General features: G+C 58.9%; 13 protein-coding genes. 5 read left to right on the top strand and 8 right to left on the bottom strand.

Annotated features, from left to right (window positions below; all coding sequences use genetic code 11):
* Nucleotides 1-78 precede the first annotated feature (78 nt).
* From AYJ54_RS40910 to AYJ54_RS40895, 4 genes are read right to left on the bottom strand one after another with little or no spacing between them, the layout of a single operon-like run.
* The gene (locus AYJ54_RS40910; RefSeq protein WP_063708150.1) at nt 79-456 is read right to left on the bottom strand and encodes a cupredoxin domain-containing protein; all 378 of its coding nucleotides are present in this window, start codon (nt 454-456) and stop codon (nt 79-81) included.
* Nucleotides 453-2,990: a heavy metal translocating P-type ATPase gene (locus AYJ54_RS40905; RefSeq protein ID WP_082906083.1), complete on the bottom strand. Its 2,538-nt coding sequence runs from the start codon at nt 2,988-2,990 to the stop codon at nt 453-455. The genes AYJ54_RS40910 and AYJ54_RS40905 overlap by 4 nt, the downstream gene beginning before the upstream one ends.
* The gene (locus AYJ54_RS40900) at nt 2,987-4,852 is read right to left on the bottom strand and encodes a DUF3141 domain-containing protein (RefSeq protein ID WP_082906072.1); all 1,866 of its coding nucleotides are present in this window, start codon (nt 4,850-4,852) and stop codon (nt 2,987-2,989) included. Before AYJ54_RS40900 ends, AYJ54_RS40905 begins: the two co-directional genes overlap by 4 nt.
* A 33-nt stretch (nt 4,853-4,885) precedes the next feature.
* Complete coding sequence (locus AYJ54_RS40895; RefSeq protein WP_245329266.1) at nt 4,886-5,680, bottom strand: Spy/CpxP family protein refolding chaperone; 795 nt, start codon at nt 5,678-5,680, stop codon at nt 4,886-4,888.
* Between the two features lie 166 nt (nt 5,681-5,846).
* On the opposite strand from AYJ54_RS40895, the gene AYJ54_RS40890 reads away from it, so the two are divergent.
* From AYJ54_RS40890 to AYJ54_RS48400, 5 genes are all read left to right on the top strand, one after another.
* A complete protein-coding gene (locus AYJ54_RS40890) occupies nt 5,847-6,095 on the top strand; it encodes a hypothetical protein (RefSeq protein ID WP_063708229.1) in 249 nt (82 codons plus the stop codon).
* A 1,645-nt stretch (nt 6,096-7,740) separates the two neighbouring features.
* The gene (locus AYJ54_RS40885) at nt 7,741-9,477 is read left to right on the top strand and encodes a hypothetical protein (RefSeq protein ID WP_136624287.1); all 1,737 of its coding nucleotides are present in this window, start codon (nt 7,741-7,743) and stop codon (nt 9,475-9,477) included.
* Nucleotides 9,478-10,487: 1,010 nt separating this feature from the next.
* Complete coding sequence (locus AYJ54_RS51615) at nt 10,488-10,886, top strand: hypothetical protein (RefSeq protein ID WP_201724316.1); 399 nt, start codon at nt 10,488-10,490, stop codon at nt 10,884-10,886.
* A gap of 422 nt (nt 10,887-11,308) precedes the next feature.
* Entirely contained in the window at nt 11,309-12,748 is a 1,440-nt protein-coding gene (locus AYJ54_RS40870; RefSeq protein ID WP_063708146.1) for an acetamidase/formamidase family protein, read from the top strand.
* Nucleotides 12,749-13,223: 475 nt separating this feature from the next.
* A complete protein-coding gene (locus AYJ54_RS48400; protein ID WP_082906070.1) occupies nt 13,224-13,385 on the top strand; it encodes a DUF2934 domain-containing protein in 162 nt (53 codons plus the stop codon).
* 273 nt (nt 13,386-13,658) lie between these two features.
* Here the strand turns inward: AYJ54_RS48400 and AYJ54_RS50240 are convergent, their stop codons facing one another.
* The 4 genes from AYJ54_RS50240 to AYJ54_RS40855 form a co-directional block, all read right to left on the bottom strand.
* A complete protein-coding gene (locus AYJ54_RS50240) occupies nt 13,659-13,856 on the bottom strand; it encodes a hypothetical protein (protein ID WP_136624286.1) in 198 nt (65 codons plus the stop codon).
* Nucleotides 13,857-16,273: 2,417 nt separating this feature from the next.
* Nucleotides 16,274-17,182 carry an aldo/keto reductase gene (locus AYJ54_RS40865; protein ID WP_082906068.1) on the bottom strand — a complete coding sequence of 303 codons (909 nt, stop codon included), beginning with the start codon at nt 17,180-17,182 and terminating at the stop codon, nt 16,274-16,276.
* Entirely contained in the window at nt 17,167-18,444 is a 1,278-nt protein-coding gene (locus AYJ54_RS40860; protein ID WP_136624285.1) for an NTP/NDP exchange transporter, read from the bottom strand. Before AYJ54_RS40860 ends, AYJ54_RS40865 begins: the two co-directional genes overlap by 16 nt.
* Before the next feature lie 29 nt (nt 18,445-18,473).
* The gene (locus AYJ54_RS40855; RefSeq protein WP_063708228.1) at nt 18,474-19,223 is read right to left on the bottom strand and encodes an NADPH-dependent F420 reductase; all 750 of its coding nucleotides are present in this window, start codon (nt 19,221-19,223) and stop codon (nt 18,474-18,476) included.
* Nucleotides 19,224-21,547 lie beyond the last annotated feature (2,324 nt).

Below are 21,547 nucleotides of genomic sequence, written 5' to 3'. Positions count from 1 at the left end.
TCGCTTATGATAAACAATAGGACGATTAGTCGACCAGATTTTTGACGCAAATCAACGGCCGGGGCACTTTTGCTGGAGCTATTCCACGACGAGCTTGCCGCGGAACATCCCCATCGGGCAGCCGAAGCCGAACTCGCCGGGCGACTTCGGCAGCAACTCAACCGAGACCGTTTGCCCCGTTGGCAGGTCGGCGCTCTTCTGAAAGTCCGCGAAGATCACCTTGTCCGAACAGGTGGCGGTCTCTTCCCGCCGGAAATTCAGCCGGACGGGCCGTCCGCTTTGGACGATGATGGTATCGGGCGTGTAGCCGCCCTTCACCAGGATCATCGCCTCCTGATAGCCGCCGCTGATATCGCTAGCCCGAAATCCGGTCGAGCGCTTGAGCCAGAAGAACCAAGCGATGAACCCTATCAGCGCGAGCCCCGTGACGGTGACGATCCAACGGTCAGGAGTCATGACGCAGTCCTCCGGGGCTGAAACAGGCGAAGCCTGTTGGCATTGGTGACGACCGTTACCGAGCTGAACGCCATGGCGGCCGCAGCGATCAAGGGCGACAGCAACAGGCCGATGAAGGGGTAGAGCACGCCCATGGCGACAGGAATGCCGAGCGAATTGTAGCCAAAGGCGCCGACGAGGTTTTGGCGCACGTTGCGCATGGTGGCGCGGCTGATCTCGATCGCCGTCACAACTCCGACGAGGCTGCCCTTGATCAGCGTAACATCGCTGGCCTCGATGGCAACATCGGTACCCGTGCCGATCGCAAAGCCAACGTCAGCCTGAGCGAGCGCCGGCGCGTCGTTCACTCCGTCACCCACCATTCCTACGGCTTTGCCCTCGAGCTGGAGTTTCTGAACCTCGTGAGCCTTGTCGTTGGGCAGTACCTCGGCGAGCACCCGCTCGATGCCAACCTGACGAGCAATCGCCCGCCCCGTGCGTTCATTGTCACCGGTCAGCATGACGACCTCGATGCCGAGTGCCTTCAGGGCATCGATGGCTGCTTTCGAATCCGGCTTGACCGTGTCGGCGACCGCAACCAGGCCGGCAGCCTTGCCATCGATACCCACGTACATCGGCGTCTTGCCTTCCTCGGCAAGGCGTTCCCAATCTTTCTGCAGCATATCGATCGCAATCCCGCGGTCGCGCATCAGTTTGGCGTTGCCGAATAGCACCTCGCGCCCATCGATCCGACCGCCAACGCCATGACCGGGAATGGCCGCAAACCCCTCCGCGTCGGACAGTTTCAAGCCGCGCGCGTCCGCGCCCTTGACGATAGCCTCTCCGAGCGGATGTTCGGACCCTCGTTCAAGCGAAGCAGTGAGACGCAGAACGTCTGCCTCGGTGTTGCCCTGGGTTACAACGACATCGGTCAGCGCAGGCTCGCCCTTGGTGATCGTTCCGGTCTTGTCCAGAATGACAGCGTTGAGCTTCTCCGATGCTTGCAAGGCATCGCCCGAACGGATCAAGATTCCGTTTTCGGCGCCCTTTCCGATGCCGACCGTGAGCGACGTCGGCGTCGCCAAGCCGAGCGCGCACGGGCAGGCTATGATCAGAGTGGTCACAAGCACGATGGTCGCATAGACCAGGCGCGGCTCCGGACCGAAATTGTACCAGGCTATAAACGCCAGGATCGCGAGGATCATGACTGCCGGCACAAAGTAGGCGGAGACCGTGTCGACCACACGCTGGATCGGCGCCTTTGACCCTTGGGCATCCTTGACCATGCGGATGATGGTCGCGAGCGCGGTGTCCTTGCCGACCTTGGTTGCCTTGAATTTGAAGCTGCCGGTCTTGTTCAGCGTGCCGCCAATGACCTCATCGCCGACCTGCTTTTCGACGGGGATCGATTCACCGGTGATCATCGATTCATCAACCGCACTCGCTCCGGCTGTCACCTCGCCATCAACCGCAATCTTCTCGCCGGGCCGGACCACGACGGTATCGTCGACCAGCACCTCTTCCACCGGAATATCACGCTCCGTGCCGTCACGAAGGACCCGCGCCGTCTTGGCCTGCAAACCGATCAGCTTCTTGATTGCCTGGGAGGTTCGCCCCTTTGCCTTGATCTCAAGCGCCAGGCCGAGGACCACCAACGCGACAACAACGTCAGTCACATCCCAGAACACTTCGGCGAGCGCCATGCGCGGGAAGAATTGAGGCCACGCCACGGTGACAACCGAATAGGCAAAGGCGGCGCTGATGCCGATCGCGATCAGCGTGTGCATGTTGGCCGCGCGATGCTTCAGGGCATCCCACATGCCGGTGAAGAATTGCGACCCCGCCCAAACCATCACCGGCAAGCTGATGACACCCAACAGGCTCCAGACCATCCGACGCGTCTCGCTTCCCATCGGCATCCAGTCGCGCAAGCCTGGCACCAGATCCGGGTAGCTCAATGCCATGACCGGTATTGAGACTGCGGCTGCGAACCAGAATTTGCGCATCAATGTGCGATATTCCTGCTCGTTGGCGGCTTCGGCAGGATCGAGCACCTCTGCGTTGGGTTCGATCTTTGGCTCGGCTACATGGTAACCGGCGGATTCGATCGCTTTCCGGACGGCCGGGAAATCAACCTTTTCGGGCTGATACTCGACATCCGCGGCGTTGGTTTCGAGACTTGCACGGGCGGAGATAACACCCGGCACCATCTGCAGCCCAAGCTCGATCCGCGTCAGGCAGGAGCCGCAATGCATGTTCTTGATCGGCACGCGCATTGTGGCGGTTCCGACCGTATAGCCGACGGATCGAATGGCGTGCAGAATGTCTGTAATCTTCGTCCATGCAGAATCGTAGTCGATCCTCGCAACCTTGGTGCTCGGATTGACACTTGCCGAGATCACACCGGGAACCACTGCAGCAGCTTTCTCGATTGCCGGCGGACAATGTGCACAGGTCATACCGCCGATGCGGAGCTCGATGTGCTCCCTTTGGACGGGCTGCTGTGTCGTGGCATCCGGGCGGCGTGCGCGAATCTCCGTAACCACTGCGCTCATGCTGTCCTCCCACATGCGGGTTCAGAAATCGTCGGAGTTGGCGGATTGATCGGTGCGGGCTCGGCGGTAACAGCTCGTCCGTACAGGGCTTCGAACCAGAATTCGTAACCCCGATCGCGCAGCTCACGGGCCTGCGTGATGAGATCGCGCACAGCGTCGAAAGTTTCGACCTCGCGGACCTTGATCAGATTAGCGTCAGAGAGCGCATGACGATCTCGGGCGACCGAGGCCGCAATTGGAGCCCACGCGCGCAGCCAGGGATTGAACTCGCGAGCGAGCGCATAGCGGCTGACCCGCATCGGGTGCAGCCATTCCAGCCATTGGGCGGTTAGCGGCGTAGCGGTGGCCTCAATCCATTTTCCGAGTGTGGCCGAGTACAGGGCATCGAGCTGGGTCGAGACTTCGGCGACACGCCGGAACGCAGCACGGTTCTCCGGAAACTTGAGGTCTTCGACGCGCCGCTCCTCGAACCGCACCGAATAGGCATCGTGTTTACAATCCGGATCGCCGGTCGGATTGTCGATTTTCATTTCATAGAGACCCGGCGGAAGCGTTTCGATCTTATTCAAGCTGTCAAGGATCGCGCGATGCTCCAGACGCGCGACACTAGCGGAGACAAAGATACCGAGATGCCCGACGTGCGGATTGATGAGATAGACGATACGCTGGCCCGCCCGCTTCAGGTCATCTGTGCTGGCGTAGACGGTCGGGATCCAGCCTAACGCCTGATGCGGCGGCGTGATGTTGTCGCCATAAGACGCGAAGATCACGAGCGGGTTGTGAATGCGACGCAGATCGACAAAGCAGTGTGGGCAGATCCTCAGCTTGCCTTGCTCGAGGCTATTTCCAATGAACAGGTTTTCGACGATCGCCAGCATCTCTTCGCGGCTGAGGAAATAGAAGCCGTTCCACCAGCGCTCGAATTCGAGAAACCGCTCCCGCTCCTTGTCGGGGTGCGAAAACAGGTGGGCGTATTTCTCCCAGACGCCTTCCGGTTTCAGGTGCTCGAAGTTCTGAACCAGCCAGGCGCCGTCGAACCGGCCGTTGCCGAGGTCGGAGGCCAGATGCGTAAGCCAGGCTCCGCCCAAGAGACCGCCGGACACCCGCGCCGGATTGACCCCGGACTCTCCAGCCCAATATGACAGCGGCGAACCGTTGAGAACGGCCGGCCCTACAAGACCATGGCAATCAGCGGCAAGAATCGCTATCGCCCAGCCGGCCTGGCAATTGCCGTAGAGAACCGGCGGCTGGCCCTCGTGGCGCCTGGAGACTTCTTCCACGAACCGGCGCAGCGTGTGGAGTACGTCGGCCATGGTCTGGCGCGGCGACGGCTCGGGATAGAACACCACGAAATAGACCGGATAACCCTCGTGCATCGCGATCCCGACTTCGGACTCGCGCTTGAATCCGCCGATGCCGGGCCCGTGCCCTGCGCGCGGATCGACGATCATGACCGGGTGCTTGGCGGGATCGAGACAATCCTCCAGGCACTTGTCGCCATAGCGCGTGATGCGCACCAGCGCGTAGTTGACCGGCCGCTGGAACCGGCGAGCGTCGACGATGAGCTCGTAGTCGAAGTCGAGCAGCGGGGGCTTTCCGGCCCGCTCGTGCGCGATCATGTTGTCGGCGCGCTGCCGCAGCGTGTCCCAGAACAGGATCGCGCGCTCCCAAAAGTCGCGCTGATAGGCCAGGATGTCATCCAGAGCCAATGAGCTGGATAACCAGCCCCCGGGCCACACTCCGATTGCGGCTGCCGGAGCAGCGCCGGCGGCCAGTTTGCCAGACTCAGCCGGTGGCGCGGCCCCGGGACCGGCCTGCGGCCAGCGTTCACGGATGGGCTGAAGCAGAAGCGTGTTGGTCATGGCTGACCTTGCTGTACAGGGAACTTGGGCGCCCTACCGCCCTTGTCCCTGCGTCATCATTCCCGGCTGCATATGACCGGAACCCATCTGTCCCGGCTGCATGCCGGCCATCATTGCCATCATACCCATGTGCGGCGCGAGGAGTTCGTCGGCCGTCTTCTTCTGGTCATCGGAGAGAGTACCGACGAGGCTTGTCAGCGCGGACTTGATCGTTCGAGTGCCTTCAAGCCGTGCAGTCAGCCATTTCTCCTGCAGTGCAAGACGATCGACCAAGCCCTGCTGCCCTGCCCCCGACTGCGACATCATCGAGGCGCGCACCTCGCCCAGGCTCTTTGCGTTGGCCCGCAGCGCATCGGCAAAGGCGTTCCAAGCAACCTTTTGTGCATCTGTGATCTTCAGTTCGGTGCGCAAGAAGGCGATCCGGCCCTCGACCCGATCGATGGTCGCCATCTCGCTCATACCGGCACAGCCCGCGTCAGCGCTTGACTGCCCCATCATTCCCATCATCTGCATCATTTTCGCCATGGGCATGTTGCCGCCCATCATGCCCGTGCCACCCATCATGCCTTGGGGGCCTCCCATCATGCCCTGCCCCGACATCCCGGGCCGGCCGGGAGGCGACTGAGGTTGCGCGGCGGCGGGCGCACCCTTCTGATCGGGATGGTGAGCTTCGTGATCGCCCTGCGATTGCGCCCAGGACGATGTGCTCACCGTTGCAAGCAGCAATGCAGCAGCCAATGTCAGAGGTTTCATGGCCTTCTCCCGCTGATCAATTGATTGGTTGCTATGAGTGCCGATTTCCGCCGCCCATCGATTGATGCAAGTCAATCCTAGAAGAAACGAAGCCGACTAAATTGCTATTCCTATGGTCTCCGGCACCTTCAGGATGTGGAATTTTTCACAGCGAGAACGGACTCTGTCGGGGTACGTGCCTGATCCAGATCAAATCGACGCAAGGTCGCAACCCGCTCACGTGTCACAACGGAGAAGCAATATGACAACCCGCAAAATTCTTGCCGCTGCTGCCGCGCTGTCGCTCATCGCGTTGCCCGCACTTGCGCAGACCAGCTCCGACACCGAAAAGAACGGCCATCACTACTCCGGTGGACCGAAGACCGAGGTCCCTCACCATATGGGCAAGAAGGAGACGGTTGGGGTTTCGACTAAGGGCAAGTCGGGAGGTCATCACTACTCGGGTGGACCGAAGGCTGAACCTCACCACATGGGCGACAAGCAGCAATAAGCTTCAGCGTCGTCATCGTGCGACGGCCTGGCTGATCGGCGTACGTCATCTGGGGATATCGGCCCGACTGACACGAGGTCCCGCGCGAGCTATCTTCCAAGCATGCGCCATCAGATGTCAGCAAATATCGAAATCGTCCAAAAAGCGAACCGCACATCGCGAAAGCGGTAAGACTTATCGAGCCGCGCTACACGAGCTGCAGGTCGGACTCGTCAAGGTCCAGCGGCACATTATCCAGCACGGCCACAGGGGCCTGGTCAGATTCGAGGGCCGGGATGCCGCCGCGGCACTTGGTCCTGTCCTGGATGATGGGCCTCGTGATCAGCTGGCGATTGAGCGAACGCGGGATAGCTCGAGGTGGCAAACAGTAGCGCGGCAGCAAATGTTCGGCGTCGCATGGATGCTTCTCCGGCGTTGGTGTGAGATAGCAACTATGCCCAGTGCCGCCGAGTTTGGCTTGAGGCAAATCAACGCGCCACCCATCTTCCGACCCACGCTTAGAACCTACGGTTTGCGTAGTGACCCATCACAGAACCAGACGCAACAGCCGTCGCCGCGCTACTCATCGATTTGCTGTCGGTTCGAACGATCGGATATAATGGAGAATGGTGCAGCGGCGGAGAGAGTGTCAGTCAACCTCCTTTGAAAGATAAAGCATTTTTGACCTTCGTAGACCAAAACCCACCATTTGAGCTACGGCCGGATACGGAAGGAGGCCCCCGTTAATCGGCGGCCTGATCCGGGGGCGGCACAAGGATGCGCCCGCCCCGCGTCCCGAAGTGAGATTGACGGATATCCCTCGCCAGCGGTCCGCTGGAAACCATGAGGCCTCCAATCAGGGACTGCTATGGCGAATTCCTCGCACTGGTTGACCCTTCGACGCCTCTGTTCGTTCGCTTGGCCGCGTGCGGTGACTGGCTAAGCCATAACAGGCCGGAAATCGTCAGCGTTGATGTGCCGGAGTAGTGTAGAGCGACGAGACCGCACGGCGCTGGCTCCTGTCGGCCGGACGCTGCCTCCGCAATCATCGACCAGGGCGCCAATTTATAAGTGCTCTCCCTCGACAGCTAGTCCAGCAGTGATGCCAGCCACAGTTGGGCCAAGGCCTGCTCGGGTCCTAGTCCTAGGTTTACACTTCGGATAGGCACCAAGGCTCTCATCAAGCTTTGCAACTCGAGCCTTCAGGTTCAACTTTTTCGGCGGGACTAGCCGCGGAGTGACATCGAAGCCAGCTCCTGCGTCGATTCGCATTGGCAACGTTCTCGAACGAAGGCTGATCGAAGCGATCGCTGAAATTCTCTCGCACAGATCTACGTGACCTGAACCCCTGATTGCATTTTATCGATTGCTATCGCAAAATATCATTATTAGGTCGACAAACCCGAGCGTCGAACATGGTTCGAATAGTCGTTGGATTATTGGCACTTCTATCTATTACAGCATATCTCGATCCCGCCGCCGCCCGGCCACTTTCGGAGCGACTTCACCGCTGCCAGGTGACCCTAGAGATGCGGATGAGTTTGTCTCCGATCTCGATCCTACGATATTTGAATTGTCACAGTTATGTAATGCGTTGACGTCGATTGAATCTGCATCTGTGCTGACGAATGGTGCGCGACGCGCAATCCGTGGAGTCGCTAGCTCTTTGGTGAAGGGCGTTGAGCTAGCTGACACTGTCGCTGTCGATCGTGAACTCCGGATTGCTGTACCGCACGAAGCAGAATTGCTTTGCAAAGATGCCGAAACACGGCTTGGGCGTGTGGTCAGTCAGAGCAAGCCGGTTGATCTGACTGCTGCCTGCCTGAGACCAAAACGCATCGACGATCCCAGCGCCGAAAATTGCCAGGGCCTTCCAGCAGACGCCGCTCTTCTAAGATACGCATTTTCATCCAAACCTGACCCCAAATCGTGCGAGCAAAGCGAATGCACACTGCGCGTGGACTTAGATGCTGTTTCCGTTGCGATCGCTTCGGACACGTTTCGCCCTACCATCTCATGGCTGCTGAGCCAACAAAGCAATCTGCGCGAGGCCTGCAAGAGGGGAGCAAGGTATCCCGACTGTGGAGCTGCCTTGTTGGCTGCGATTGATCTCATTGGGGTGCAGCTGGAAAAGCAACGCGCATTCGCCTTTTTCATGGAAAAGGCGTCGGCTGACTTGCGCCGACATGTTCGAGGTGCCGACGAGTTTCTTCGAGAATGGCAAAGTGATGTTGCGCCTCTTCTACAGTCGAAGGCCCCGACCGCAACCGACCCAGCCGCAATCAATCCGGCCGCAATAAACTTCGTAGCTCGCCCTGATCTGTTAGCCAAACTGATTGCACATCAGGAATTATTCGAGAAGGAACTCAAAAACGTCGACGCGGCAGTCGAGGACGCGCGGAAAGATGTTTCGGATCGAATTCACGCGCAGGTCGACGCAGCGCTTCTCTCCTATGAAGCCAACAAGGAACGGCTGAAGGGGCTTCTGCCAGCTGCTTCTTTTGCCAAACTCCAGGCAACAGCCCAATCGTGGCGCTCGCTTAGTGAAAAGTTGGTCGCGGCAGATCAATCGCTGATCATAGAAAACAACTTCGCGCTGGCCGGTAGCTTAAAGGAGTTTATGCAAGCGATATCCGCCGGACTACTTTTGAAAGCTACAGACTTCTCAAGCTTCTCGCCCTCCGAAAAACTTGACGCGGCGGCAGGAAGCATCGATTTCTGTTTCGCGGATCAGCAGTCTCCCGGTGTGGTCGGTGTCCGGTTCGCCTTTTCTCCATGTGCTGCAAGCCTTCGCCCTTGTGAGACAACGGGTGAATACTCGTTGCTGTTAAGGCGGCTCGGTCTCAATTCTCAATCCAAAACCATCGTACCAATATCATTTGGCGTCAGGGTAAACGGCACGATTCACGACGGTCGACTTACGGTCCCTGCTCCGCCGGCTGAGCCGGCAGAACTCCAAAGAGATGCTGTTGCCAAGTCCGTCGCGCTGATGTTCCCCTATCCGTTCAATGTCTCGCTTGAGGGCGATCCGACTGTCCAATCTGGACCGAGACTGCTCGTCACTGCTAGGCCGCTATTCACACTGCTTGGGCTAGAGCCACTAGGTCCCGTTTCGCTGTCCATAGATCAAAAGGGATTGACGGTTGCGGGCGCCAATTCACTGTGCGAAAAAATCATCGCTGATCTAGCGGAGCGCATTCGTGACAAAGAGTTTCGTACCGCTGGCCTTAGAGTGAAGCTGGCAGCCGATGATCTAGGTACGATGACCACATGCGAAGATAGAGATCCGAACCACATTGCTGTGCAACTCAACGGGAAAGCCAACCTCGCGCCGCTGTTGTCTGAGACGAAACTCCCGCAGCGGCCGCTACGGGAGCGTCGGTATCGATGGTTGCGGGGATAGGATTTGAACCTATGACCTTCAGGTCATAAGCCTGACGAGGCGCAACGCGACCAACCCCAAACGCGGCTACGATGGGCAATGCCTCCAGCGAACCCGCCGGATCACCCACAGCCCAACAAGCTCAAAGGAACGCAGGCGCGGGGCATTCGTCCAACGGACTTCCGATCGTCGCTCCGGGTTCTGGCCTTGGCTCGCCGGAGCAACCGTACGATGGCCCGCGGCCACGACCAGCCTAGACGAGTGACCGAAAATCACGGTTCCAGAATTAACCTGCGGTGGCCACATCAAGCTTAATTACAGAACTCGATTGCGACAGTGCCCCGGAGAGCTAGGCTCCGCACACCGGACATTGCCCTCGTCCGGTCCGTCCCAAGGCGAAGCCGTCGCGCCATCATATTCGACGTGGCGGCTTCGTTTGATTGTAGGCCACTGCGCGAGCTTCATTTGAAAGAGCAGCCGGACCACGAAACTCTCGATCTCATCGAGATGCGTCGGCAACTCACAGCACTGCGTTCGCGATACTCGGACAATCTTCAAATTTCGTCACTATTGAACCGCTTTCTCGTGAAGGTCGCATTTCTGACGGAACCAACACACGCTGCGCACGAGCAGCATCTCCGATCGGAATTCGAAAGAACGTTGACGAGGGTCAAAGAAATTAGCGCGCGGACCAAATCCGGCTGAGCCACAGATCGGTGCATCCTGCCTTTAACCGTCGCCGGTGGCTGCGGCGCCGACACCCGCGGCGGCGGACAATTCCGCAGCGGCCGCCGTCAGCGCCGCAGCGGACCCGTCCAGCGGTACGATATATGCGGGTCCAAAACCAGCAAGTCGCAGATTGAGCATAATATTTGCGCTTGGTGTCCGAAAGCCGACGTGTGGACAGCCGCGGCGGCATCGGAAGACAACCGGTAGCGCCGACTCGATCGCGGACGGACTGAAGAGCGGGAAGCCCGCGGACTTCGCGCGTTATTGGCAGAAGCATGTATCGTAGTAAGGTTGTGGCCCTAATGAGCGCCAAGACTATGAAACTAACCTATACGGATTCACGGGATGGAAGGGTAATTATTGGGTTCACCGATGAGCGCGGTGAACACGAAATCGCTCTAAGCGCAATAGAGACGGCAGACCTTATCGGTGCGTTGAGGACCTCGTTAGAGGAGGCGATTGGAAGTCCGGCCGCAGACAGCATGGCCCTTCCCGGCATTGAACGAGTGCAGATCGTTGAGACTGCGGAAGAAATGGTTTTCCGCGTCTATATGAATGATCGCATTTCCCATGATTATCCGGTTCCGAAAGGGACCGTTCTTGCGGATGAGCTTCGGATGCTGGCTGACCGGATGGAGGCGCGCAACTCGGCAAAGGCCACGCATCGATCGCCCGATGCCAAAAAGGGAAAACTGAATTAGCGCAGCAGAGAGCCCAGGAGAAGAGGAAGCGATCTTGTCTCGTGATTTCACCCCTCAGGACTCCTGCCGCTGCAAGTTGATATTGCCGATATCCGCTTGTGCGGTTTCAGGAACCTCGATCCTTTCGACGCGAATGACCGTTGCGAAGGCGGCGCATCGCCTCGACTGGGTGGCAAACGCAGCCGAGCGCCAGCCGCTGCCATTAAGCGCGCCACGTGACGATCGCCCCCGTGGACCGCAGTCCATGCGGCGTTTGGACAGTGTGACTGCCGGATTACATTGCTTGCGGTGAAGCAAGTTTGAGCGTTGGATTCCGCAAGTGGGCCAAGTGAGGCTAATTTGGCTTGTGACGCTGGCGTAATTCCCTGCGGGTTATCGAGCCACCTCCTGCCCGGCTCATTCGTCAGAGTGGAGTTACTATCATGTGCGCAGGCGATGACCAAGCGTGCCCGCAATTTGAGTTGCATCGACAGAAACTCCTTGAGGACCTCGACCAAGAGCGGCGCGCATTCGTTAAGAGCGCATTCGTCGCGGGCGGTGGCGCGGCCGCGTGGGCTGCGAGCGGCACGCTGGCCGCTCCAGCATCGGCGCAAACTAAGCCCGGCCAGCCGACCTACCACTACTTGCCGGCCAACTCGGACACGGTGCATTGGGGCTATTTCAGCAAGCTACTAAAGCCTCAGCTCGAACTGGATTCGGGCGATTACATCACCATCGAGGCCGTGACGCACCACGCCGGCGACGACGTCGAACGTATGGTCAAAGGCGATCCGGGTATTGAGAGCATTTATCTTTGGACCAAGGATAAGAAAGGCGTCAATCGCCGTGGCGCCGGCCCGATCGACGGTAAGCAGCTCGGACGCGGCGCAGGCGAAGGCTTCGGCGTGCACATCTTGACCGGTCCAGTTTTTGTTCGCGGCGCCGAGCCGGGCGATATCATTGAAGTCCGCATCATGGATGTAAAGCCCCGGCCTTGCGCCAATCCGGCGTACCCGGGCAAGTCATTCGGCAGCAACGCGGCGGCTTGGTGGGGCTTCCATTACAATGATCTGCTCACTGAACCGAGGCCGCGCGAGGTGTGCACGATCTACGAAATCGACACCAGCGGGCAGCAAAACTGGGCGCGCGCGGTCTATAACTTCCGCTGGGTGCCTCAGACCGATCCGTATGGTGTCGTGCACAAGATCATCGACTATCCCGGCGTGCCAGTCGACCATTCGATCGTGCAGGAGAACCACAACATCCTCAAAAACGTCCGCATCCCGATCCGACCGCATTTCGGAGTCATGGGCCTGGCGCCAAAAGAAGCCGACATTGTCGATTCTATTCCGCCGAGCTATTTCGGCGGCAACATCGATAATTGGCGTATTGGCAAGGGCGCGACCCTGTACTATCCGGTCGCAGTGTCAGGCGGCCTGTTCTCAGTCGGCGACTCGCACGCCGCGCAAGGCGATTCTGAATTGTGCGGCACCGCCATCGAAATGTCGCTGACCGGGACCTTCCAGCTTATCCTGCACAAGCAGAATTCACTGAGCGGCTCGCTCGCCGGGCTGAATTACCCGCTGCTTGAGACGCTGGACGAATGGGTTCTGCACGGATTCAGCTTCCCCAATTATCTCGAGGAGCTCGGCCCTACGGCGCAACAGGACATCTACAAGAAATCCTCGATCGATCTCGCGCTAAGGGATGCGTTTCGCAAAATGCGTAGCTTCCTGATGACCAGCAAGGGACTGACCGAGGACGAGGCGATTTCGCTCATGTCCATCGGAGTCGACTTCGGCGTCACGCAGGTGGTCGATGGCAATTGGGGCATCCACGCGATCATCAAGAAGAACCTGTTTGCCGGTATAGCGACGGCTTAAAGCTCTAGGACCCATGAAGCGATGGGAATGTTGGAATCGGACCACCAGTCGTCCTCGGGCGGATAGCGCGCAATATCTGAGTGGGTCACACTCAGAAAAGAGGTTGCTACTACTTGGTAGAACTAAAGAGCGAACACCCGCTGCTTGGTCCCGACCAATAGTCCGCTGAATACGCGCCAGAGCCGACCCGCATACGAAGAAAAGGATGTTGTCTGGTTCTCGTTACAGACGAGGCGCGAGATGTCGGGATGTGCACGCCAAGGGATGAAGCGAAGGCGCTGCCACGGCAGTTGTCGGATGATGTGCGAGAGATCATGATGCGTGGGCGGATGAGCATCGGGCAGCATAGCTGAAAACAAGGAACAACTCACTTGAGCCTGAATTGGCTCTTTGGGCCACAACACTAAAATTGGGCCGACGGTCCCGCCCCCTCTGTCCTCCCCAAGGCGGGACCTGCGCTCTGGGAGAATTCATCATGGCTCACCCGACAGAAGAGCAGATACGGAAACGCGCGTTCGAACTGTGGGAGCAGGCGGGCAAACCCGAAGGACGCGAAGATGAGTTCTGGAACCAAGCGCAGAGGGAATTGCAGGGCGCAGAAGAGCGTGGTGACCTAAACAAAGGTACCGACATCTAACCCGCGTCCCCTCGGTGGCCTGACCCAAGCGGGGCGACAAAGAAATGAAGGGGCAGAATGCCAACAGCGCAAAAAACCCCGGCGCTGGGCGCGAGATGACGCTGATGCTAGGGCATTGCCTTCTTGCGCGGTGCGCATCGAACAATACCGATGAGATGCTTTCGCTCATGGCATGTGAACCCACAGGGCGAGCGCGTGGCGGTGGCATTCACGTCGCACCTTTCGTCGAGAGGCGCAATGCTTGCGCGCTCTACGATTCATCCACGCGATGGGTTAACGCTCTTTCTGGATCGGCTCGCCCGGTGCACGATCAAGCGGCGGGTGCGGCCGAGCGAGGCCGGTCGTGCCGGGCGGCGCGTCGTTCGCGGCCTGGCGCGTGTTGACGCGCTCCAGCGTCGTGACGGCCGCGACCACAATCGCGACGGCAAGAGCAACGGCAAATAAAGCCAACGCTGTCCCCTGCCTGTCCATGACAAGCCCCTTATACGCCAACGCTATAACGCACCGTCAAACCCGCTGGTTCCGGGCAGGGCATGGTGCCATCGATCTTTAGCCCTAGCCATCTAGCTCACGAAGACTTCGATCACAACGACAGCAGGATACAGGATGCAATATGACGGTGAGCGACGAAAACCACCTAGGGAAAGGCCGCAAACAAGGCGATCTCGGTCAACGGCGGTGTAGAAGGAAAACATCTTTGGTTTTTCCCATCACCGAAAATGGTCACTTCGCCACGCTGCACTGTAGCTCAACGAAAACGGGCGCGGTGTCCAAACTAGCGAATGCGATGGTTGTTAGGCTCTGCAAAGAACCCGTCCTCGCCTTCAGGCTGATCGCTATCCAATCAGAAGCCCGCTAATGCCCGGCCAGCGAGGGAAGTGCTGCGGCTTCTATCTGGATCAGTCCCGGCGAATGCGCCTGCGGTACCGCGGCGACATTCGAGCGCGTGCGTACCGCGCTCTTGGCTGAGTGGGTGTTATTCTCGTCCAAGCGGACGGAAGCCGACTTGGAGGAGTGGCGAGAAGAGCGCGACTGGACGGCGCGGAAGTACGCCGCGTGGGAACGCGACGAGAAGTGTCGGTCCGATGAATGAACTTTTGACACCAACCGCGCCCACTCGCGGGCGCAAGCGCTTGCGCCGCGTGGGGCGCGGAGGTTGATGCTCGCTTTCTCTGGCCGTTGGGACGCTGGCACTGTCGGCGCTGGCCCCGTCGGGCACTGGCACTGTCGGCTCTGCTCCCGTGGCGCTCGTGGTGCGAGAGACCATCTCGATCAACCCGGTCTTGATGTAGACCCGCGCAGCGAGCGGACCCAATTCACGACTAGGTGAAAGGCGAAATATCCCCGTTCCAACGAAGCTGCCTCGGCAAAGCGCCTCTCTGCGTCGCGAACTTTGTGACATCCGCTTCTTTCGACGCTCACTCAGACGCTGTTTATGGCACCAACCATAGATCGTTGGGCTAGCGGTGCTCGCCTATCGCGGGCGCTTGCGGCCTCTAGGAAACATCCAAAGCCGAACCACGCCCGCGTCTGACCAGGCTCGTCGGGACCACCCTCGAAGCGATCCTGCTTGCGGCCCGACTCATGCGCTACACTGCGCGTCATTCGTGGTCGCAGTTCTTTCGGCCGCAATCTCCCGTAGAACATCATTCGTGTCTGTGAGTGCTCGAGGAGGTGCTATCTCGTTTGAGCTAGTGGCGTTGCATTCTTGGAAGTAGGCCGACAGCTCAAGCTGAGCTAGGTGCTCCCAGTATTCGGCTTCCGCCAGGAGCTTCCATTTATTCATGCTGTTGTACGCGGCCTGTTGACGGCACAGCGAACCCATCGCGCGCAAGCGTCGTACCTTCTCCACTGCGAACCTCCCTTTCGGGCCTGTTTTTCGCAAGCCTATTGTTTGGTGAAGTGTCGGAGTTAAAGTCTCGCAGATTAAAATGACGAGTGATAGTCCGGTGTTTGACTCGTCAATTGATGACAGCGCAATCGTCTGACTTTTTCGCTCTTGAGAGCATCGGTTCAAAACGTCGACCGGATCGACAAACGCAGCGCAGAATGACGCGCTCTTCCGCCCCCCACAAGCCCCCCGACGTCGGAGGACGCTTTGGTAAGGTGACGGCTCCAGTCCGATGACTGGAGCCGTTTTTTTCTCTCCAAAATAGTAACCTGCTCACCCGAGCAGGTTGATCTGCGTGCATGCTGGCGGGTCGGCGCTTCAAGGTATGCAAGGCAAGCGCACTCTCTTCCATTTCAAAACTGCAATTATATTTGTGAGGCAGCGCTCGTTGGATGATGGTTAGCTTGTAGTTACTCCGGGCCGAGTGCGTTTGATCCCGATCTATTGTGGCCCGGTGCATTGAACTGAAAAGACCGCCTTCGGGCGGTCTTTTTCCGTCTCGCTTCCTTGTGTATTCGCCTGTCGGATGGGTCTAATGCGAACTCCAGCCGGGCCCTTCAATTGTCGGCTTGGTTAAGCCGGTCCGTTAGGTCGTGGGACTTAGCATAAGCGGCACGCTCCCCAGGGACGGCAGCAGCCCGCGCAGGCGCCGGTCCCCCACGCCCTTAGGCCGGCTGGCGTTCCAAAGTGGTGATCGAGGCGCGAAGATTGTTCCGACGAGCTCGCAGCGCCGTCCTCTCTTCTTATCCTTCTGCAATTACCGAAACTACCTTATCCCAACTATCGAACGAATCCATGCTTGCGACGCCCGATTTGGGGCAACCCCATTGTCGCGTAGTGCCCTTAATTACCGCTACGGAGATAGTATCTGCTTGTAGAGCAGAGGAGCGGGCAGCCATGGCCGCGTCGGCTATCGGAAGTTCGACGACGGCGCACGGTGACTAGTGCGGCACCAAATCCCGAACGAATACCGGATCTGGGCGACTATGCGATCGCATCAAAGCGCTTCCACGAACTCGACCATTCGACGGCGTTGATCAGGATCAGGCAATGGGCCGCGCATCGCGCCGGCATTATCCGCCATGTGGCCCGGATCGCCGGTTCCCGGGATCACCGCGGTCACACGCGGGTCGCCAAGCAAATATTTCAGGAAAAACTGTCCCCAGGAGTTCGCGAAAACGCGTGCCCAGTCTGGCAATTCCTTGCCGTGGACTGCCCGAAATAATCTGCCATTGCCGTAAGGCAACGCGGTCAGCACGCCGGCTCTGATTTCGGATGCCAGTGGCAGGATGATTTTCTCAGCCGCGCGGTTATCGAGTGAATAGTCGATCTGGACGAAATCAGGCTTCTCTCGTTCCAGCACCGCCTCAACCACGGGATAGTCGCGGTGGAATGTCGAGGTGATGCCGACATAGCGGCACACGCCTTGCTTCTTCCAGTCCCTGAAGCGTTGAAGAGATTGCTGCTTGCTTCTGACGTTGTGGAGCTGCAGCAGATCGACGCTTGCAGTTTTCAGTCGGGTCAGTGACCGCTTGAGTTCCAGGGAGTCGGGCGACTCGAGTTTGGTTGCGATGAAGAGCTTTTCGCGCAACCCCGCAGTTGCGGTGACCTCGCCGAGCACGCTTTCGGCATCGCCGTAGGTTGATGCGGTGTCGATTAGCCGTCCGCCGTTGTTGACCAGAGCCTGTACGACCGCATCGGCCTTGCTCCGCGTCGCTTCGCTATTCTCATCGAAAACATAGGCGGTGCCAAGGCCAACAGCGGGAATGCGCTCGCCACTGCCGGGAATCGGACGGGTGAGAAGCGGAGTCTCGGTTTTGGCAACCGCTTTGGCCGATAGCAGAAAGCCGCCGGCGAGTGCGGCAAAGTCACGGCGAGTTATTGGCCGAGTCATTCGGATTGCCATTCCGGCCCTCCTTGATCATCACTTTTTTTCGCAAGACCCTCCTGCGTGCGCCCCAGCGCGGTTGAGAGAAAGAGCCAGGCCGCCGCGACCGGCAGCGCGCACAGCGCGATGGCGCCAAGCTTCAACCCCAGCGCCTGCAGGCTGTCGTAGACCCAGCCATACAACGCGTCCGAACCGCGATAGATCACCACATCGATCAGGTTTTTGGTCTTATATTTTTCCCCGCGCCCAACCACCGTGAAGAACACCTGGCGTGCCGGATTGGCGATTGCGAAGTTCATCCAGCGTTGCGCGACCTGGAGCGTCACCACAAAGAACAGGCTCGGTGCGATCGCCAGTGCCGCGAAGCCCACGACATAAACAGCGGGCAAGGCTGCGGCCGCGATGCCGGTGCCGAAGCGCTTGAGGAATGTGGCGGTGGCAAACACCTGTGTCGCCAGGCTCAGCAGGCCCACCGCGAGATCGATACCTGCGAACAAACGCGTTTGCGCTGTCGCGCTATGGAACGTCGCCGAAACGATGTTGGCCTGCGCGAAATAAGCAATCGTCGCGCCGAACGAGAGCAGGCTGACCCAGCCGGCCACGCCCAGCAGATAAGGCGAGCGCATCAATTCGGACAATCCCGCAAACGCGCTGCCACCAATGCGCTGAGCTCGAGACCCTGCTTTCGTCGGCGGATCCGCCACCTGTTCAATTCGATGCACGCAGAACACAGCTAATTCGAGGAAGACAGCGGCCGCGATCAGCAGGTTGACCGGACCGAGCGGCCCCGACAACCAGATTGTGATGACGGGACCAAGAAGCGCGCCAGCCGTTCCTCCGGCGCCTATGAACCCGAACAGCCGCTTGCCCTGCTCTGACGTAAACAGATCGGCCATGAACGACCAGAACACCGCGACTGCGAACAAGTTGAAGACGCTGACCCAGACGAAAAACACGCGCGCCACGATAACTCTTTCGATGTCAAAAAACAGCAACAGCCAAAACAGAACCAAGTTGGCGACGAAGAAGTGGTAGACAATGGGAATAAACCTGACCCGCGGCAGCCTCGCGACCAGCGCGCCGTAGATCGGCTGAGCGACGAGGAGGCTGGCAAACGTAGCCGTGAACAGCCAGGGCAGGCTTTTGGTGCCGCCCGCAATACCCATCTGATCGCGCAACGGACGCAGCACATAATAACCGGCGAGCAGGGTGAAGAAGTACGCGAACGACCAGAGCGCTGCCCCCCGTTCCTGCGCGGTACCGGGCACCGTGCGCTGCAACCAGCCCCCAAGAGCTGCCGCGGGAGCCATCATGGTGCCAGTGACAACTTCTGCCTGAGCTCCGCCGCGCTCACGTTCTGGCCGTATCCCGGGGCGCCGCGCTGAAAGCGGCTCGCATCGGTCAGTTTTCCGACCTCCACGGGATCAAAGCCGGCATCACGCACCAGTCGCGCCGCGACCGCGACTGCTTGGTGATCATCGCCGGCAATCGGGACCGCAAGCCTCGGGGCAGGACGGTTCGCTTCGCGTTCGAAGATCATGTAGGAGAGCGTGTTGAAGACGCGCACCAGCCGCGCGCCGGGCAGATACTTCTGCGAAGTCACTCCGATGCCATTGCGCTCGACCTCCTCGGCGATGGCGCCGTCGCGACTGGCCACGGCATTATTGGCGTCGAGCACAATCTTCCCAGCCAACGATTTGCTATAGTCTCTGCCGATCTGCGGCACTGCGCCGTAAGGCACGGCGATGAAGACAACGTCACCAAACGCAATCGCCTGATCGACGGTGCCAGCCTGTGCAAGGGGGCCAAGGTGTGCAACGAGGTCCTGCAATTCCTCCGGATGGCGCGATGAAAAAAAGACGGCATGGCCGGCCTTGGTCCAGAGGCCACCGATCGTGCCGCCGATGTGGCCTGCGCCGATAACTCCGATTTTTATCTTGGGAGCGAAGGTCGTCTGACCCGATGCGGTCGTCGGCAGAAGGACCCCTTGGACAATCAGCGCTCCTGCAGCGCCCAATAGCGCGCGGCGTCGGAGATCAATCGGGACATGCTCGACCATGGGCATACCAGTGGCGGTATTCAGGATGAAATCCTGTCGCGCTTTCCAGCTTTCGTTCACTGCATCGCGTGTATTAATAACGCGAAGGGTGCCGTAAATGGCGGCTCGAAGCAGGGCTCGCTCAGAGTTGATCCCTGGTTCCAAATGGCGCGCGCAAAGCGTCGGCTGACGTGGCGCAAGAGTTCCCCCGAGAGTCAATCAAGACCAGCAGGTGTAATGGCCACGGCGGGAACGGCTACCGTTCTCTAGCGATCAGGGGACCCATTGGGTGCAGGTGACGGAACAGCAATGGTCGGTACGTCATCTTTCACACTACACTGTTCGACATAACGATCCCCAGTCATACCGCGTTTCATCATCGCTTCCTTATCGGCTCTCCATTCGTCTTCGCACGCCTCCTCAATAGTCCTCGCGCTTTGTCCGTTTGTTTTGTGTGGTGCAGAATTCGCAGCAGGGGCGGCGCTGGTAGAGTTTGACGCGGCAGCCACCGCAAATGCGGTGACATGTAGGATTGTTATCCCAGCAAGTGCACCGCACAACAACAAGAGGTGCCTTTTCATCTTTGGCAGCGCCTGCAACCGTTCCATTCGTTACCCTCACAAACCAACAGGAATCTTTGGCGCCTGTTCCTGCGTAGTGAGCCTCAAAAATTTCAGGCCGGGCCTGCCGGTCGGCAAAATCCATCCGATGACTCGCGCCGCCTTCACGTGACATTCATCGGCCGACGCACGCACGTCGATGCGATCAATGAGCCCCACATTCAGTATGTGCGATTGCAACGACTTAGAGATGCGACAAGGGACACGTTATGCCCGGTGCCGCACCTGTCCATCCAGCCTATTTCCGTGTCCATTTTGTTCAGGCCCGGTGCAGCGGCGGGCAAAGTACGTCCCCCACAAGTACGTCCCCTGATCGGGGCAAAGTGGATCCCCTACGCGGCGCCCGTGGTGTCCAGCAGGAAATGGAAGACAGAGCACGAAGGGAACGGCGTTGCGTGAAGTGCGATTGCGGTTCGACAAGTGGCTGTTCCTGATATTCCGACTTAATCTAGGTCGGGGTCAGCACTAGCTCAGCAGAAACTGTCCTCTCTAGAGCAGCCGCAGGTGCTACCGCCTTTCCCCACACCAGCCAAACCCACGATATCTCTCATCCAATCGTTCGCATGAGGCAATTCATGACACCGTAGTCACTCAGCTCTTACGCCCTAGGCGGCAATCCACGAAACGATCGTATCCATCAAGCGTATTATAGATCATCGTGAGCGGTGGCACGAAGCAGGGCGAGCCACGATACCCGACCTCGTCCGGACAGCGCGTGGTCTCGAAGACAGACTTCCGTTCCTGGGTGCCCAATGCACGCCGTCCGATCTCACGTAGCTCATTGCGGCTCGGGTCCTTTCACCAACGCCAAGTTTCAATGGGACGCTTCTAATTTCACCAGAGTCCCCCCAAGCGCGAGATGCTGTTTTACCCAGGCCGGTTGAGTGCCCCTAAGCGCACCGCCCCCGTCGGAATGCAAAGGCCGATCGAACCCGCAAATTCCGAAATCGATTGGCATAGAATCGGGAGTCCTTCGTTCTCATCGGTTGAGCGAGAGAGATCCAAACCGCTTCCCCAATGAGCGCTTGGTCTGCGCGAAAATGCCGTACTGGACCGATTCGCTGGGTACTAAGATTCGGAGAAAATTCGGTTCTCCGGGCCTACCGAATGCCTAGCTTGATTGGCGACGGGGTTTCTCTGGCGGGAGAAAGCAGGAAAGCGGCCGGATTTTCGGCCTGTCTCCACACATAGAAGTACGAAATGACTTTGGCTGGGTGGCGGAGCGAGAAGGATTCGAACTCAACGTACGCTCGGCATCGAACCACTAGTCTAAGACATATCCCTTAGACAGGCGCGGACGAGCAGGCGCACGGGCGAGACTTGTACGCCGTTGCAGGGCCTGCTCCACAATTCAGCATTTGCCCCACGAATCCTAGCGTCCTCCCTTCGTAGGGCGAGGCGCGGAATCCTTGATGAGCTGCATCAGCACGCCCTATGGGATTTCGAATGACATCTTGCCTCGGCAGGGATTCGTTTGTCGTCTGACTGAGCACACCGCGCTACCGATGTGCTACGGGGCAGTGTGGGTCAGCGGGGACGATCTTCGAGCCGAACTAACGGACTGATGCTTCTATGGAATCTGGTAGCGGGGGAGCGCTACCGCCTTTCCCCACACCTGACCAACTTGCACTACCTTCTTCAATCCGCCACATGATGCACGGCGTAAGGGACTGGAACAGATAGGTCCGGGTCTCACGAGTATCATGCCATGCTGCCGCAATGGCG

This window comes from Bradyrhizobium centrolobii, assembly GCF_001641635.1.
In the GTDB taxonomy this organism is placed as follows: Bacteria; Pseudomonadota; Alphaproteobacteria; order Rhizobiales; family Xanthobacteraceae; genus Bradyrhizobium; species Bradyrhizobium centrolobii.
Note: the sequence above shows the minus strand (reverse complement) of the source record. Positions and strands in the feature narration are given on the sequence as shown.

Bases quoted from the DNA above. Each gene is read 5' to 3' on its own strand.
- AYJ54_RS40910 (WP_063708150.1), bottom strand. From the start codon at position 456: ATGACTCCTGACCGTTGGATCGTCACCGTCACGGGGCTCGCGCTGATA.
- AYJ54_RS40905 (WP_082906083.1), bottom strand. From the start codon at position 2,990: ATGAGCGCAGTGGTTACGGAGATTCGCGCACGCCGCCCGGATGCCACG.
- AYJ54_RS40900 (WP_082906072.1), bottom strand. From the start codon at position 4,852: ATGACCAACACGCTTCTGCTTCAGCCCATCCGTGAACGCTGGCCGCAG.
- AYJ54_RS40890 (WP_063708229.1), top strand. From the start codon at position 5,847: ATGACAACCCGCAAAATTCTTGCCGCTGCTGCCGCGCTGTCGCTCATC.
- AYJ54_RS51615 (WP_201724316.1), top strand. From the start codon at position 10,488: ATGAGCGCCAAGACTATGAAACTAACCTATACGGATTCACGGGATGGA.
- AYJ54_RS40870 (WP_063708146.1), top strand. From the start codon at position 11,309: ATGTGCGCAGGCGATGACCAAGCGTGCCCGCAATTTGAGTTGCATCGA.
- AYJ54_RS48400 (WP_082906070.1), top strand. From the start codon at position 13,224: ATGGCTCACCCGACAGAAGAGCAGATACGGAAACGCGCGTTCGAACTG.
- AYJ54_RS50240 (WP_136624286.1), bottom strand. From the start codon at position 13,856: ATGGACAGGCAGGGGACAGCGTTGGCTTTATTTGCCGTTGCTCTTGCC.
- AYJ54_RS40865 (WP_082906068.1), bottom strand. From the start codon at position 17,182: ATGGCAATCCGAATGACTCGGCCAATAACTCGCCGTGACTTTGCCGCA.
- AYJ54_RS40855 (WP_063708228.1), bottom strand. From the start codon at position 19,223: ATGGTCGAGCATGTCCCGATTGATCTCCGACGCCGCGCGCTATTGGGC.